This is a genomic window from Vibrio sp. JC009, assembly GCF_029016485.1.
Taxonomy (GTDB): Bacteria; Pseudomonadota; Gammaproteobacteria; order Enterobacterales; family Vibrionaceae; genus Vibrio.
This window is the reverse complement of the sequence record NZ_CP092106.1, coordinates 295,805-310,776: the sequence shown is the minus strand read 5'-3', so window position 1 is coordinate 310,776 and position 14,972 is coordinate 295,805. Positions and strand designations below refer to the sequence as shown.

Genomic DNA, 14,972 nt, shown 5'->3' with positions numbered 1-14,972 from the left:
TTTCTTTTAATCTCTTTGATCGTAGCCCCAGCGTGACACCAACTGCTGATCAATGCCGAGGTGATCTAAGATTCTTGCCACCATAAAATCAACCAGATCATCAATGCTTTGCGGCTGATGATAAAAACCCGGTGCAGCCGGCATTATAGTCACGCCCATCTGAGACAGCTTATGCATATTCTCCAGATGTAAGGTTGAAAACGGCGTTTCGCGCACCACCAGAAGGAGCTGTCCCCGCTCTTTCATCACCACATCGGCAGCGCGTTCAATCAGATTATCCGACATACCGTGAGCAATCGCCGCCACACTGCCTGCCGAACACGGGCACACTACCATCTGTTTTGGCGCAGCACTTCCGGAAGCCACCGGAGAAAACCAGTCTTCTTTGCCACAGACAACCAACTTCTCAGCATCACAGTTCAGATGCTTAACCAGCGCCTCTTTCATCGCATCCGGGTTTGCCGGGAGTTTCAGGTTTTCTTCCGTAGCAAGAACAACCCGCGCAGCCGATGAAACCAACAGGTATACCTGATAGTCCGCTTTTAGCAGGCATTCTAAAAGGCGAAGTCCGTATGGGGCTCCGGAGGCTCCGGTAAAGGCCAGGGTGATTTTCTTGTGAACCTTACTCACTCACACCTCCCAAAGCCAACAAACGACCTCTGCACCCTCGTTCCCACGCTGGAGCATGGGAACGAGAACTTACATACGGCCTGCCGCCTGCCGCCTGCCGCCCGTCATTCATTTCAACGCCTCCAGCAGCTTCCCGTGAATCCCGCCAAACCCGCCATTACTCATCACCAAAACCTGATCGCCCGGCTTAGCTTCAGCTACAATCTGAGCCACCAGATTATCAATATCATCGGAAACATAAGCAGGCTGACCGCAATGAACAGCAATATCCTCTACCGACCAGTCGATATTTTCCGGCTGGTAAAGGTAAACAGAATCCGCCTGGGCTAAAGATGCCGCCAGAGTCTCTTTATGCACACCCATTTTCATTGTTGCTGAGCGTGGCTCAAGAACCGCGATTATTTTCTTCTCTTCCACCTTATTGCGAAGGCCGCCAAGCGTCAGCTCAATCGCTGTCGGGTGGTGAGCAAAGTCATCATAAACCGTAACACCACCGACTTCTCCCTTAAGCTCCAGACGGCGTTTAGTATTGATAAACTTAGCCAGAGCCTCACAGGCAAGATCCGGCGTAACGCCCACATGACGGGCAGCGGCTATCGCCATCAGCGCGTTATTTACATTGTGGTCACCCACCAGCTCCCAGTTTACTTCACCAACATGACTTCCCTGGAACAGCACCTTAAACCGGCTACCATCTTTATTGATTTTCTCAGCCTGCCAGTCCTGCCCTTCACCGGAGAACTCTTTTTCACTCCAGCACCCCATTTCCAGAACTTCCTGAATGGCGGTTTCTGATTCAGGCGCAAAGATACGTCCGTTCCCCGGAACCGTTCTGACCAGATGGTGGAACTGTTTCTTGATCGCTTCAAGATCATCAAAGATATCAGCATGATCAAACTCAAGATTGTTCATCACCAGAGTCCTTGGATGGTAATGAACAAACTTAGAACGCTTATCAAAGAAGGCGCTGTCATATTCATCTGCCTCAACCACAAAGAACATACTCTCACCAAGACGCGCTGAAACGCCGAAGTTACCCAGTACACCGCCAACTAAAAAGCCCGGCGCATAACCGCACTCTTCCAGGATCCAGGCCAGCATACTTGAGGTTGTGGTTTTGCCGTGAGTACCGGATACCGCCAGTACCCAGCGGTCGTGCAGAAGAAACTCCTGCAGCCACTGAGGGCCGGAGGTATATCTGAGGTTGTTGTTAAGCACATACTCAACGCAAGGGTTTCCCCTGCTCATTGCATTTCCGATGACCACAAGGTCTGGTTTAGGCTCCAGCTGGGACGGATCATACCCCTGAATGATTTCAATTCCCTGAGACTCTAAAAGCGTGCTCATTGGCGGGTAAACATTGGCATCGCATCCCGTCACTTTATGACCAAGCTGACGCGCTAACACAGCTGCGCCGCCCATAAATGTGCCGCAAATACCTAAAATGTGAATGTGCATAAATTATATCCCTGACTAAGCTAGATAATTAGCCCTTTTGATCCAGATCACATAAAAAAGAAAACTCTAAACTTGTTAACATAATAAATGTGATCAGAGACTGAAAGTTTTTATGATTCAAATAATTACTTCGTTACTCGTAATAAATCCTTTGTCATACAATTCGCTTCGTTACAAAAAGAAACATTACCATAACAATCTTCTAAGTTTCTCCCATTGTAACCAATACAAATGCCGATAAATAGCTTAAGACCCTGCAATGCAGGGGAATTTGCGTCGGCAATAGCCCCCAAAATCAGAAAAGTTAAGGATCAAACATGTCTGAGTTTCGCACTCTTGGCGAATATATTGTAGAGAAACAGCAAGACTTCCCCCATGCAACCGGTGAGCTGTCTTCTTTACTGGCATCCATTCAATTGGCTGCAAAAATTGTTAACCGTGAAATCAATAAAGCGGGACTGGCGGATATTACCGGAGCCGTTGGTACCGAAAATGTTCAGGGTGAGGAGCAGCAAAAACTGGATCTATATGCCAACGAGGTATTTAAAGCGGCCTTGGAAGCTCGTGACCAGGTATGTGGTGTCGCAAGTGAAGAGGAAGATGAAGCCGTCGCGTTTAACAAAGAGCTAAACAAAAATGCGAAATACGTTGTCCTTATGGACCCCCTGGATGGTTCGACAAACATTGAGGTCAACGTTTCCGTCGGAACGATTTTCTCCATATACCGCCGGGTATCACCGGTAGGCACACCCCTTACTCAGGAAGACTTCCTTCAGCCAGGAGAGCAGCAGGTTGCCGCTGGTTACGTCATATACGGTTCTTCAACCATGCTGGTATACACAACCGGAAACGGTGTCCACGGCTTTACTTATGATCCTTCCATCGGATCTTTCTGCCTGTCGCACGAAAGAATGATGGTGCCTGAAGAAGGAAAAATCTATTCCATCAACGAAGGGAACTACATTCGCTTTCCAATGGGTGTAAAAAAGTACATTAAGTATTGTCAGGAAAGTGTTCCTGAAGACAACCGTCCATATACGTCACGCTATATAGGCTCTCTTGTGTCAGACTTTCACCGCAACCTGTTGAAAGGGGGGATTTACCTCTATCCAAGTACCGAAAGCCACCCAAATGGTAAGCTGCGACTACTCTATGAATGCAACCCTATTGCATTTCTTGCTGAGCAGGCTGGTGGTATCGCCACTGATGGTAAAAACCGAATTATGGAAATAAAACCGACTGAGCTGCATGAGCGCGTTCCTTTCTTTGTGGGTTCGACCAATATGGTAAGGAAAGTGGAAGAGTTCCTGGAAGAGTTTCCTAACGGGAAAGGCTGATAAACTTCCGTCATCTCGGAATTGCAAAGCAATATCCGAGATCTGCTTTCTGAGTGCTGTAGAGTTAAAGATATCCTTCTGCTCTACAGCGCGTTGACAGTAGATTCCGGATAGAAGCTTCGCAACTTCCGGAATGACCGAAGTGATAACAGGAGTGATACAAAATTAGTCATTCCCCCCTGAACAACCAGTTTCCCGAATCTATCACCTGATCCTCCGGAACTACATCCTGATAAATATAGATCCAGGCACTACCAAAAGGCGTATTAATCGACTCTCTTCGGTACTCCACCGGCACATCTTCCAGGAGATCCAGCTTCGCAAGTGTGGCCTCATCGATATGATAAACCTCCCCGGTAACACTGCTTTTTCCGTCACTAAGCCCCGGGTACTCACCAAGATCAAAAAGCTGATAATCTGGTTCTGTCTCATACATTCCCAGATATTCACTGCTCTCAAGCAGGTGATGATTACACTCGCCCTTTCTGAGCGTTCCATAGACAAACACTAAATGCTGCATCCTGCCCTCGCTGACTAGTCCTTTGAGTTCTGTGTTCAGTTAAGTCTAGTCGAATTCAAACTGGTAAAGTAGATCAACCGCGCTATCCATTCCGGATACCGCCTCAAGATAGAGATCCTCCAGCAGACGGTAACGGACCGTAAACTCACCGAATGAATCAAAGATACCGACCCCGTACTTTACCTGCAAACCGGGAAGAATATAACCGCTCACGGTTACCTGAGACTCCTCTCCCGAGCCTGCGGTATCCAGTTGCAGGTCACTTACGCCAAAGGCTTCGCCTATCTCGCCCACAATACGCCCACTTTTTGCCAGGCTCAGTCCAATCAGTGCCGTTGTCATAGCGCTGCCACCGGACTCACCGTCGATATCCTGCCCACGCAGCAGATAAGAGAGTGCATTTTGCTGCGGCATTGCCGGATCAGAAAAGATCTCGATCTCAGGCTCATTGGCAGGCCCCGTAACTTTGATCCCTGCGGTAACATCATCCTGAGTATTGTCGGGGTTTCTTACTGCCGTTACCTGAAGATAAGGCTGATCTGCCGGGCCGTTCATAAGAATTTTGCCCTTGGAGATAATCAGATCCTGTCCAAAGGAGCGGTAGGTACCGTCCTGGATATTGATCTCGCCGGTAATAAAGGGTCCCTTATCCTTTTGGGAAACATTCAGCTGTCCTTTGAGATTACCTTTAAGACCAAATGCCGAAAGAGTGAAATCATTCCCGACATGTATATTTACGTTGGATTCCAGCAACATTGGCAGAGGAGCACTCTCCTGCTCAGGCTGTAATTTACTGTTGAGTACAACTTCATCAGAAGAGACATTAACCGCTTCCTCAGGCAGTTCCTCAACCAGTATCCGGCCCCATGGCAGATGGATATCGCCCTCGATTTTTGCCAGCTCAGGGGTTACCGAAATGGCCATATCCGGCTTTACTTTCACCTTTACCATTGGTGGCAAATTGACGTTCAGCTCATCAGAGTGGACCCGGACATTGGTATGCCAGGCTTTTAGATCCTGCCAACCCGCACTGCCATCAACTTGCAGTAACCCGTCGCTGCTTTCAATATCAGCATCCAGCGACGCATCATAGCCGTTAAATAACAGAGAAATATTGCCCTTTTTCACTTCCAGAGGGGTAATTTCCCCCAGAACTACCATGTCATGCACCGCCAGTTCACCATACACTTCGGGATGCTCCACCGGCCCGGCGAATTTTAGCCTGGAGTCAATCAGGGCTTCCAGGTGACTGTATTCCCCCAGAACCGGCTCGAACATATCCAGTGACAGCGCTTCTATATTCAGGCTGCCATCCAGACTCCGGCCGGAAGCCTGAATATCGGCTATGTCAGCATCACCGTAAATTCTGCCGTTATCGGTCAGATGGACCAGCCAGTCCGCCTTCAGCTCGTCATCACGCAGACTGGCATTTAAACGGACAGCGTCCCAGCCCAGAGTCAGCCGGTCTGAATTCTGAACCACTTTACCCTCAGGCAACTGAATACTGACAGAGACGTCCGGGCTGGTTTCAGGTGCCCATTTCGCATGGCCCGTCGCATCCAGCTTCCCGGTTAAACTCAGTGCCTTTGGAATAAACATTGCGATCTGTGAAAAATCAAAGTTTGTCACAGCCAGCTCTGCCTCACCGGATTTTCCCGCTCTGGTATCCTTTGTCAGGCACACATTTGACTCAGCCTGTGACCAGCAGTGAGCCTGTATCTTTGCCATCTGCTCCCGGACAGAAAAGGCTAAATCAACCGGATGATTAATGCTCCAGGAGCCCTGCTCTGTTTTAAAATCCGCCTTTTCCAGAGTTCCCTGCCAGACCGGGGCTGGCTTATCCTCAAAGCTGCCTGAGACATACAGACTGGCATTAATCAGCTTTGATAGCAGGCTCAGGCTGAGCTCATGCTTTGTCTGGTCTCCGGAAAAAGAGAGATCCGCTGAATCGATAACCTGTCCCTGACTTTCAGCGTCTTTCACAAACAGGGTTAAGGTCCCCTTCGGCGTGGGAAGCGGAGAGATATCCGCCGCCAGCTCAGCCGTTGCGACTTTGCCCACCGGCGCATAAGCCATATCACTTGCGGTTATATTTGCCCTGACCTGCGGCTGTTTCATCTGCCCGCGAACGGTGACATCTCCGAGCAGTTTCCCCTGCAAGTCCGGTACTGATTTTTGAATAGCCGGAATATCGATCCGGGCATCCATATTCCACTCTTTATCCAGATTACCGCTGACAAAAATACCGTTTACACCATGTTTAACACTCAGACCCCGGGTATCCAGCCTGATATCTCCGCTCCCCTTAAGGTCGGCGATGTTTATATTACCTTCTATATCAAGCGGATATTCACGCACTCTTCCTTCAATATCCAGCACTGGAAGCTGTACCTCCCAGCCCCCTGACTCTAATAGCTGGCCTGTTGTTGTAAGCGCACCGCTAATACTTCCCTGCATCTCCTGCCACTCTTGTCCCGGCTGAATATCCGACATACCAAGTGTTGCCTGCCAGTTTACCGGGGCTTCCCAGCCAGCTTTCACACTACCGCTAATTTCACCGCCCAGAGTATCCAGTTTAATGGTTTCCAGCTTAATGCTGTTCAGGTCGCCTTCCCCGGCGGTGACAAGCTGCATAGCCGGAATATCCTTTCCCGTAATAGCCGCGTCCAGATTCAGTCTGTATCCTTGCAGTGAACCCGATAACTGCAACGCATCAATCGCAGCTTTATAGTCAGCACTTCCGGTTAACGGCCAACGCAAAGCACCTTTTTTTACTGCCATATCAAAGGGCAACTGAGAATTTAGAGACTCCAGGCTTCCCTGTAGAACAGCCTTAACAGGCCCTGAAAGATCCGCATTCAGTTTAAGCTTTTCAACACTGCCGCTCGCTTCCAGCGTTAGTGACTCTCCTTTCAGCTCAGTCTGTTTTACTTTCGCTTCTGCCTTTAGCTTTAACGGATAGCCACCTGTAAGAGTGATATCCGATTCGAGGGTTAAGCCGGCCTGCGGCGTATCCAGATTAAGGCTTTTGATACTGACATTATGCTTCTCAGCTGACGCCTCAAGCCCCAGATGATTCACAACCACAGGCGTATCTCCCTGCAGAGAAAAATCTGTGATATCAAAGCGCTTAACAATCACCTGAAGCGGAATTTCAATTTCAGGAAGTTTGATAGCCGAGGGAGCATTCTGGCTGGCAGTTTGCTTATCTGCCTTGCTATCTGCAGGTGCCAGTGCCAGTTGAATATTCTTCAGCTCAGTTTTGTAGACAATCAGTGAGTTACCTGACATTCCGACTGCCGTGGAAAAGTGCTTCCACGCCACTCTGTTTCCAAGGATATCAAGCGCAATATCGTTCAGCTCAACACCATTGATTTGCAGCGGAAAAGGAAATCGAAAGTCAGTTGCCGCCTGCGATGAATTGTCTTCAGCAATCTCTGATGGGCTCTTCTGCTCACCTAAGCGAAAATCCACACCATCCAGTGCTAACTGTTCAACACAAACAGAGGAAGAGAGAAAACAGGCCGGATTTACAGCAATGGCAAGCGCCTTTGCGGTTAAATCCACCGAGAGTGAATCATCACTAAAGCTGGTGTTATGCAGCGTAAAGCCCGGCAGAATAGCGCCTTCACCTTGCTCTACACTTAACTGTGGCAGAGCCTTTTCAGCGCCCCAGAGCACAAGGCTAAGTCCGGTATTGGTAAAGAGCACGCCCGAAATCAGAGCAATCAGCAGCCCAGCCAGTACAAAAAGACTCAGCGCTATCCGTTTAAGCCACTTCAAAGCCACCCTGCTCACAACTCAGGCCCCAGGGTAAAATGCAGTCTGAATCTGTCACCGGGGTCAGCGTCCAGCCCCCAGGCAAAGTCCAGCCTTACCGGTCCCACGGGAGAGACCCAGCGAATACCGAAACCGGCGCCTTTTTTGCCGTCAGGAACTTCATCACTCCAGGCGTCACCATAATCAATAAAAGTCGCGCCCCACCAGTTACCGGAAAAGTTGTACTGATATTCTAAACTGCCTGCAGCCATATACTTGGCACCAATCAAAGCACCGCTTTCATCTGTGGGAGAAATTGATTCATAGTCATACCCTCGTATGGAATTATCACCACCGGCGAAGAAGCGAATCGAAGGAGGCACATCTTCGATCTGCTCTATAAAGTTAGCATTAAGGTCGACACGCCCAAGCCAGCGGTGCTTTTCACCAAAACTGCGGATTCGGGCTATCCGGCCAAGCACCCTGACCATTCTGGCTCGGGAAACCAGATTTTTATCCGAGACTTCAAAGGTGACCGACTGTTTGTCACCCTTACGTGGCATTGGTCCGCCGCTGGTTTTGGTTCTTGAAAAGGATATGCCAGGTAAAATCATCTCAATATCATCGTCCTGAAGCCCCTGGGTAAAGTCCTCATGCAGATAACGAATGGAAGCCGTTCTGTGCCAGCCGGACTCCAGCTGCCAGTGTCTCTCTACAGACAGGCTGGACTCTAAGCTATCGGTATCATTGTTATCTTCACTCTTCATCCCGTATTCAAGGCGGTAGTAATCGTTCAGAACATCCTCAAGCGGGATCTGATAACCCAGAGTGACTATCTGCTCAGGTTCGGATATGGAAAGAGAGGAATCAAAACTGTGCCCCTTGCTGTTTACCCAGGGCTTTTTCCAGTTAAGTGTGCCCCGCACACCCACATCGGTTGAGTAGCCAAGGCCGGTTTCAATCTGGTTTTTCGATTCTGGAGCCAGATTCACCAGCATTGGCAGCTCTCTGTTTTTACCAATATGCTCAGTATCAGGCTGAACAAAAACAGATGAAAACCAGTCTGTGTTCGAAAGCCTCTGGTTAAATAGCCCGACTTTTGATGCCAGATACTCATCACCCTCGTCATAGGGGATTAGTGAATGCAGACGCCCCTGCTCAATCTGGCTGCCTGCAAACCGGGTTTTACCAAATTTATACCTGTGGCCACTCTTATAATGAAGAAAGATAAACCCCTGATTAAGCGTTGGGGCAACCTCTAACGACTTTTTCTCAAAATCTCCGTCGAAGTAACCTTTCGCCAGGGCAAGATTCCGAAAGCCGGTTTTCAGGGCTTCGTACTGGCTATGATTGAGGATGCCTCCAACTTTCAAAGGGGTACTTTGCTTTAATTTGATAAATTCAGCATCCTGCGCAGCCTCACCCTCTATTTTTATATCCACCACCTGTAAAAGCACAGGATCACCGGCGTTAACTAAAGCGGTCAGCGATGTTTCATCTTCTGAAATCACAAATGAGATATCAGGGTTATAGTAACCGAGGGCTTTCAGTGCGTTTTCAATGCGCTCCTCAACCCTTGAACGAAAACGGAGAGATGTTGAGTAATCATCCTCAGGAATGGCAGAAAGATAGGCGTCGACATTTTTCTTTAATGCCCCTTCCAAACCTTTAATGCTTAATGACACGGCTGCGCTGGCTGAAAAACTCATCAGCGCAGTGAACATTAAGCAGGTTATGGATTTGTTGAGCATATTAGCCTGAAGCCTGTGATATCAATCCCGGTAAGTTACCAAAATTCATATTGTTACAAAAGGGAGGCAGGTATGGTGTTTTTGGATACAGCTCCCGTTATACGCTTCAATTTTAAGAATGGAAGAAAGTTTATATCTTGCCAGTCAGATAACAACTTTCTGACTTTTCTGACTGGCAAGTTTCGAGGTAGGTTTTTAGAACAGCTGCGGTGAAATAGTCTCAATCATCACATTAATCTCTTTCATAACCGAAAGCATCTCACGGTTATTCAAATCAGGCACTAACACCCTGCCCTTATCGAAGTAGAACACGCCGACACCAGCAATCGAAAAAGTCCCTTTAAACAGCCTCTTTACGAACTTAGCGATTTGAAAAGGTCGGTAAGTGGTAAATTCACGTAACATAACAGCCTCTGTTTCCATATTTTTATATTCTTATTAATTTAGCCAACGAGATATTCGCCTTTTCTAAAGGCGAGAGCACTTTACTGAAGAAATGCTTAATTTTTATTGCATATATGTTAATGCAATTTTAAAGCCAGTATCAATAATTAGTTGCAAAATTCGCTTAATCTCTTTGTTTAAAAGGCTTTCGGGCTATAATCCTTATTCTTGCAACGCCAAATTAATGCCTCATTTGTTTTAACATTGTGCAAAGCACCAGTATGGTGCACGGAAATCCGTCACACAAAATCCCCCTGACACCACCGTGTTCAAAAAAAGTTCTTGAAGCTGAATTGTTATATTATTACATTACATTCTTGCAATTTATTCTCATTTGCTACTTATCCATGGCTCCACAATGCCAACACATTGATGGTGCTTAATTCACTACGGAGCTTAAAATTTCCAAATACGCTCCCAAACTGATAGAGGCTCTGAAAATGCAAAAGGCATTTAAAATTTCACTGTTAGCTGGTCTGGTTGTATCGGGTATCGCCCAGGCATCAGACGAGTTCCGCCAGCACGAAGCACACGTACATGGTCATGTTGAGTTCAATATCGCTCAGGATGCAGACGAACTACTGGTAGAAATTACAGCTCCTGGCGCTGATGTTGTCGGTTTTGAGCACGCACCGGAAAACCATGCTCAGGAAGAAAAAATTGAAGCGGCAGAAAAAACACTGAAACAAGCCGAAGAGATCATTCTTCTGAGTGCGGCGGCAGGCTGTTCTCTGGAGCATGTTTCGGTTAAAAACACTCTGGAGAAAGATGAACATCATGACCATGAAGGCCATGATCATGAAAAACATGATGATCACGACCATGAAAAACACGAAGACCATGATCACGAAAAGCATGACGACCACGACCATGACAAGCATGAAGGTCATGATCATGAGGAGCATGAGCATAGCGGCCACGGCGAATTCACCATCGAATATCATTTCGAATGTAGCGATATCTCTAAGCTGAGTCAGGTTGGTACAAACTGGTTTAAACATTTCCCGGCAACCGAAGAAGTTGAAGTAAACCTGCTGACAGATACCGCTCAGGTTGCAGCTGAGCTAAATAAAGACAAAACGGTTATTAAGCTGTAAATTGCTTATAGAAGCCTCATTCCCGTGAAAACGGGAATCTGGTTAAAGCGCGTTGTAAATTCACAGATAGCATTTGGTTTTACAACGCGTTGTCCCCCCAAACGTCATATGGACAGAAAAATGAGCAGTTCCGAACCGGTCGTATCTCTGGCTGATATCAGCTTTCGATGGAATGAAAAACAGCCACCGACGCTTATTTTTGACCAGCTGAATATTCAAAAAAAAGAACACATATTTATCAAAGGCCCCAGCGGCAGCGGCAAATCTACCCTGCTGAGTTTGCTGACCGGCATTATCTCGCCCCAGCAAGGCAAGGTCTCCATACTGGGACAAGACATTTCCACCCTGAAATCCAATCAGAGAGACAGTTTCCGGGCGGATCATATCGGCTATATCTTTCAGCAGTTCAACCTGCTGCCTTATCTCTCCGTAATTGAAAATGTTCTTCTGCCCTGCCACTTCTCTAAAAAACGTAAATCACAGGCTGATGGCGATATAAAAGCCAATGCCGTGCATCTCCTTAAGCGCCTGAGACTCACAGACGATCTGCTGGAAAAGCCAGTCGTTGAGCTGAGTATTGGTCAGCAGCAGCGAGTAGCAGCTGCAAGGGCTCTCATCGGCAGGCCTGAAATCCTGATTGCAGACGAGCCAACCTCTGCCCTGGACTTTGACAACCGCTGCGCCTTTATCGAACTGCTGATGGAAGAGGCAGAAAAAGCGGGCTCTACGCTGATTTTTGTCAGTCATGACCCGACTCTGGAATCCATGTTCGAACGGACCATCAACCTTAACGAGCTAAACCATATGGCTCTTAGCAAACAGGCGGAGGTAATAAGGTGAAAGCAACAGCACATTTAGCATGGAAGAGTTTAACCAACCGGAAAGCAACGGCTATTCTGACAATCCTGACCGTCGCCATTTCAGTGGTGCTTCTGCTGGGCGTTGAAAGAATCAGAACCCAGGCCAAAAGCAGCTTTGCCAATACCATTTCCGGCACTGACTTGATCGTCGGAGCCAGATCCGGCTCGGTTAACCTGCTGCTCTATTCCGTATTCAGAATTGGTAATGCCACCGCCAACATCGACTGGAAAAGCTTTGAGGAGTTCAGCACTAACAAATCCGTTAAGTGGGCAATCCCTATCTCACTGGGTGACTCTCACCGGGGATTCCGGGTAATGGGCACCAACCTGGACTACTTTAAGTTCTTTAAATACGGCAGGAAACAGCCTCTGGAAATGCAGCAGGGGCGCCAGTTTTCCGGGCTTTTTGAAACCGTTCTTGGAGCGGACGTTGCTCAGGAGCTTGGCTATAAAATAGGTACTGAAATCATTATTGCCCACGGCATCAGTGATGTGGGATTTAGCCGCCACGATACGCTCCCGTTTAAAGTCGTGGGTATTCTGGCGCCAACAGGCACGCCGGTGGATAAAACCGTTCATGTTTCACTGGAAGCCATTGAGGCTATTCATGTTGGCTGGGAATCAGGAGCCAATATGGGCAACACGCCCGCAGCAGAGGAGCTCATGAGCCGCGAGTTCCAGCCGGGACAAGTCACCGCAATGTTATTGGGTCTGAAATCAAAAATTCATACCTTTAAGTTGCAAAGACAGATAAATACCTACAGAAAAGAGCCTCTTAGTGCCATTCTGCCCGGCATTGCCTTACATGAGCTATGGGGTATGATGTCTGTGGCTGAGCAGGCCCTGATGGCGGTATCCGGATTTGTTGTTATTGCGGGGTTGCTGGGCATGTTAAGCAGCCTTTTAACCAGCCTTCAGGAGCGGCGACGAGAGATGGCGATTCTCAGGGCAATGGGGGCAAGGCCTAAGCATATATTTGCCCTTCTGGTTAGTGAGGCCAGCTCACTGACTTTTGCTGGTATAGTGACCGGTGTGATAATTCTGTATGCAGTGCTGGCTCTAATTCAGCCTGTGATAAGAGAGCTCTACGGAATCAGCATTGAGCTTTCAGCCATCAGCAGCTATGAATGGCTGTTGCTGGGACTGGTGCAGCTTGCGGGAATTATTATTGGCTTTATACCGGCATTCAGAGCATATCGCCAGTCGCTGACAGACGGCATGACTATCCGGATTTAATATAAAATTTTATGGATAAACAATGAGAAAGATATTATTAATTCTATCACTTCTGTTCACAAGCTTAGTTCCCGGACTATCAATTGCGGCAGCAGATGAAGATATTCTGAGCCTGGAATGGCTGGATTTGATTCCGGAAAGTGAACGAAGTAATTTTAACCACCTTGGTATGCCTCAGGTGCAGGATCACAGCGGAGATGCTGCAGCACAAACAAAAATCGGCGCTGTCCGGCCAGAGCTAAACGGCAGCATGGTAAAAATACCGGGATTTGTCATTCCACTTGAAGGGGACGAAAACGTCATAACCGAGTTTCTTCTGGTGCCTTTCCTGGGCGCATGTATCCATGTTCCGCCACCGCCACCAAACCAGATTATCTACGTGCGCTTTAAAGAAGGTGCTCCCGTTCAGCAGCTTTGGGATGTGGTTTATATAATAGGAACACTTAAGACTGAAAATGTAATGACGGACAGCCTTGAGGCGGAGTCCGCATATACTATTGAAGGTATCGCTCTGGAAGAGTACGACGATATGTAACCTGTCTGCTTATCTGTCTCTTTATGCAATAAAATGGGACAGGTAAGCCAGAACCCCCACATATACTGCAAACAATAGCGTTACTGATAATTGTTTTCTCAACTTACCAAATTCCTTTTGGTTTGTAGCATTTGCCAACATTGTTAACATTTCCTTATCAATAATATCAGAAAAATCACATTTCGCGAGTCTTAGCCCAAGATTTTAGTGCTTTTAATCTATTCATAATTTGATTAATAACAAGTTTATATTTAATTAACCTTTAATCAGCATGTTTAACATTCCAACTTGCGTTAATTATTACTCCTTAGCTTATTTATCTGGTGGAAAATCATGTGATTTCTGGGTACATTTTCTATGGGCTTGCGAACTTATGAATGAGAAAAACAATGGCTGAGAAAAGAGCACCTGTCACAATCGATCAAGCAGAGACCTCAAAGAAGAGTAGCTATGCGAATAAGAAGAGTAATATTAAGGACAGTTCAAGCCGGATTGTCAGCATTGCTCAGACCTTTGGCCTTGATGCTCAACTTCAGCCAGGAAAGCCCGAGAAAACTCTGCTCGACCGGGCGGCTAACCGGGAAAAGAAGAGACAGGAGCAGAGACAGAAAAACCTTGAGCAAATTGTAAAATATACTCACGGCTTCTGCCGGGATGAAACCGCCGGAGATCCTGATCAGGACTGGCTCTACCGCTTCTTTGACATGGCTCAGGACATCCATAACACATCAATGCAGAAATTATGGGCGCAGGTTCTTAAACTGGAGATCACCAATCCCGGTTCAACCTCAATGAAGGCGCTTCAGGTGTTAAAAGATATGACGCCTAAAGAGGCACAGACACTGCAAAGAGCCGCTTCCCTCGCCTGCAGCTTCGGCAGCGAAAACTCTAAAAAGCTGTTACTGGGCTTTAAAACTCAGGCAGGCTTCTTCAGCTTTGGCCGCAAACAGACCAGCACTACTGTTAACCTGGGCTCTTTTCAGCTTCCTTATTCCGGTATGCTGCTGCTTATTGAACTTGGCATCCTGCTAGGAACAGAGCTTGAGTCAGGGGAGATCGAATTCGATCCTGCTCTGGTCATCAACTATCAGGGCAAATCTATCTCTCTTATGCCGATGGGCAAAGGCTCAAAGCTTATTTACTACCGCTTCAGTCCTGTTGGCAATGAGTTGTGTAAACTGCTTGGTAATAAACCAAACACTCAGTACTACGATCAGCTTTTGGGTCTGTTTAGCCAGAAGTTTACTGTTCAGTCCGATGCTAAGGGTGGCTCTGTCGATCAAATGGTGTAATCTGTACGGCACTTATTTTTCCTGGTTCTGACTGATAACTGTCCGGTCAGATA

At 47.4% G+C, this 14,972-nt stretch carries 12 protein-coding genes; 6 read left to right on the top strand and 6 right to left on the bottom strand.

Translation table 11 applies throughout. The features are described 5' to 3' along the window. Window positions 1-6: 6 nt before the first annotated feature. Window positions 7-630 carry a flavin prenyltransferase UbiX gene (locus L3Q72_RS01550; RefSeq protein WP_275130940.1) on the bottom strand — a complete coding sequence of 208 codons (624 nt, stop codon included), beginning with the start codon at window positions 628-630 and terminating at the stop codon, window positions 7-9. A 108-nt stretch (window positions 631-738) separates the two neighbouring features. After that, window positions 739-2,088, bottom strand: a complete 1,350-nt coding sequence (gene mpl, locus L3Q72_RS01545) for a UDP-N-acetylmuramate:L-alanyl-gamma-D-glutamyl-meso-diaminopimelate ligase (RefSeq protein WP_275130939.1) — start codon at window positions 2,086-2,088, stop codon at window positions 739-741. Between the two features lie 317 nt (window positions 2,089-2,405). Between mpl and fbp the strand changes: the two genes are divergently transcribed. Then, window positions 2,406-3,425, top strand: coding sequence for a class 1 fructose-bisphosphatase (fbp, locus tag L3Q72_RS01540; RefSeq protein WP_275130938.1), 1,020 nt, complete (start codon window positions 2,406-2,408; stop codon window positions 3,423-3,425). Between the two features lie 169 nt (window positions 3,426-3,594). Here the strand turns inward: fbp and L3Q72_RS01535 are convergent, their stop codons facing one another. From L3Q72_RS01535 to L3Q72_RS01520, 4 genes are all read right to left on the bottom strand, one after another. Next, window positions 3,595-3,945: a gamma-glutamylcyclotransferase gene (locus tag L3Q72_RS01535; RefSeq protein ID WP_275130937.1), complete on the bottom strand. Its 351-nt coding sequence runs from the start codon at window positions 3,943-3,945 to the stop codon at window positions 3,595-3,597. Window positions 3,946-3,990: 45 nt separating this feature from the next. Then, complete coding sequence (locus L3Q72_RS01530; RefSeq protein WP_275130936.1) at window positions 3,991-7,743, bottom strand: translocation/assembly module TamB domain-containing protein; 3,753 nt, start codon at window positions 7,741-7,743, stop codon at window positions 3,991-3,993. After that, window positions 7,740-9,455, bottom strand: a complete 1,716-nt coding sequence (locus L3Q72_RS01525; protein ID WP_275130935.1) for an autotransporter assembly complex family protein — start codon at window positions 9,453-9,455, stop codon at window positions 7,740-7,742. Before L3Q72_RS01525 ends, L3Q72_RS01530 begins: the two co-directional genes overlap by 4 nt. 195 nt (window positions 9,456-9,650) lie before the next feature. Further along, window positions 9,651-9,860, bottom strand: a complete 210-nt coding sequence (locus L3Q72_RS01520; RefSeq protein ID WP_275130934.1) for a DUF1107 family protein — start codon at window positions 9,858-9,860, stop codon at window positions 9,651-9,653. A gap of 479 nt (window positions 9,861-10,339) precedes the next feature. On the opposite strand from L3Q72_RS01520, the gene L3Q72_RS01515 reads away from it, so the two are divergent. From L3Q72_RS01515 to L3Q72_RS01495, 5 genes are all read left to right on the top strand, one after another. After that, a complete protein-coding gene (locus tag L3Q72_RS01515) occupies window positions 10,340-10,996 on the top strand; it encodes a DUF2796 domain-containing protein (protein WP_275130933.1) in 657 nt (218 codons plus the stop codon). 120 nt (window positions 10,997-11,116) lie between these two features. After that, complete coding sequence (locus tag L3Q72_RS01510; RefSeq protein WP_275130932.1) at window positions 11,117-11,836, top strand: ABC transporter ATP-binding protein; 720 nt, start codon at window positions 11,117-11,119, stop codon at window positions 11,834-11,836. Next, on the top strand, window positions 11,833-13,092 hold the full coding sequence (locus tag L3Q72_RS01505; protein ID WP_275130931.1) for an ABC transporter permease: 1,260 nt from the start codon (window positions 11,833-11,835) through the stop codon (window positions 13,090-13,092). Before L3Q72_RS01510 ends, L3Q72_RS01505 begins: the two co-directional genes overlap by 4 nt. A 22-nt stretch (window positions 13,093-13,114) precedes the next feature. Further along, the gene (locus L3Q72_RS01500; RefSeq protein WP_275130930.1) at window positions 13,115-13,627 is read left to right on the top strand and encodes a DUF3299 domain-containing protein; all 513 of its coding nucleotides are present in this window, start codon (window positions 13,115-13,117) and stop codon (window positions 13,625-13,627) included. A gap of 389 nt (window positions 13,628-14,016) precedes the next feature. Then, the gene (locus L3Q72_RS01495; RefSeq protein WP_275130929.1) at window positions 14,017-14,919 is read left to right on the top strand and encodes a TIGR03899 family protein; all 903 of its coding nucleotides are present in this window, start codon (window positions 14,017-14,019) and stop codon (window positions 14,917-14,919) included. Window positions 14,920-14,972: the final 53 nt, after the last annotated feature.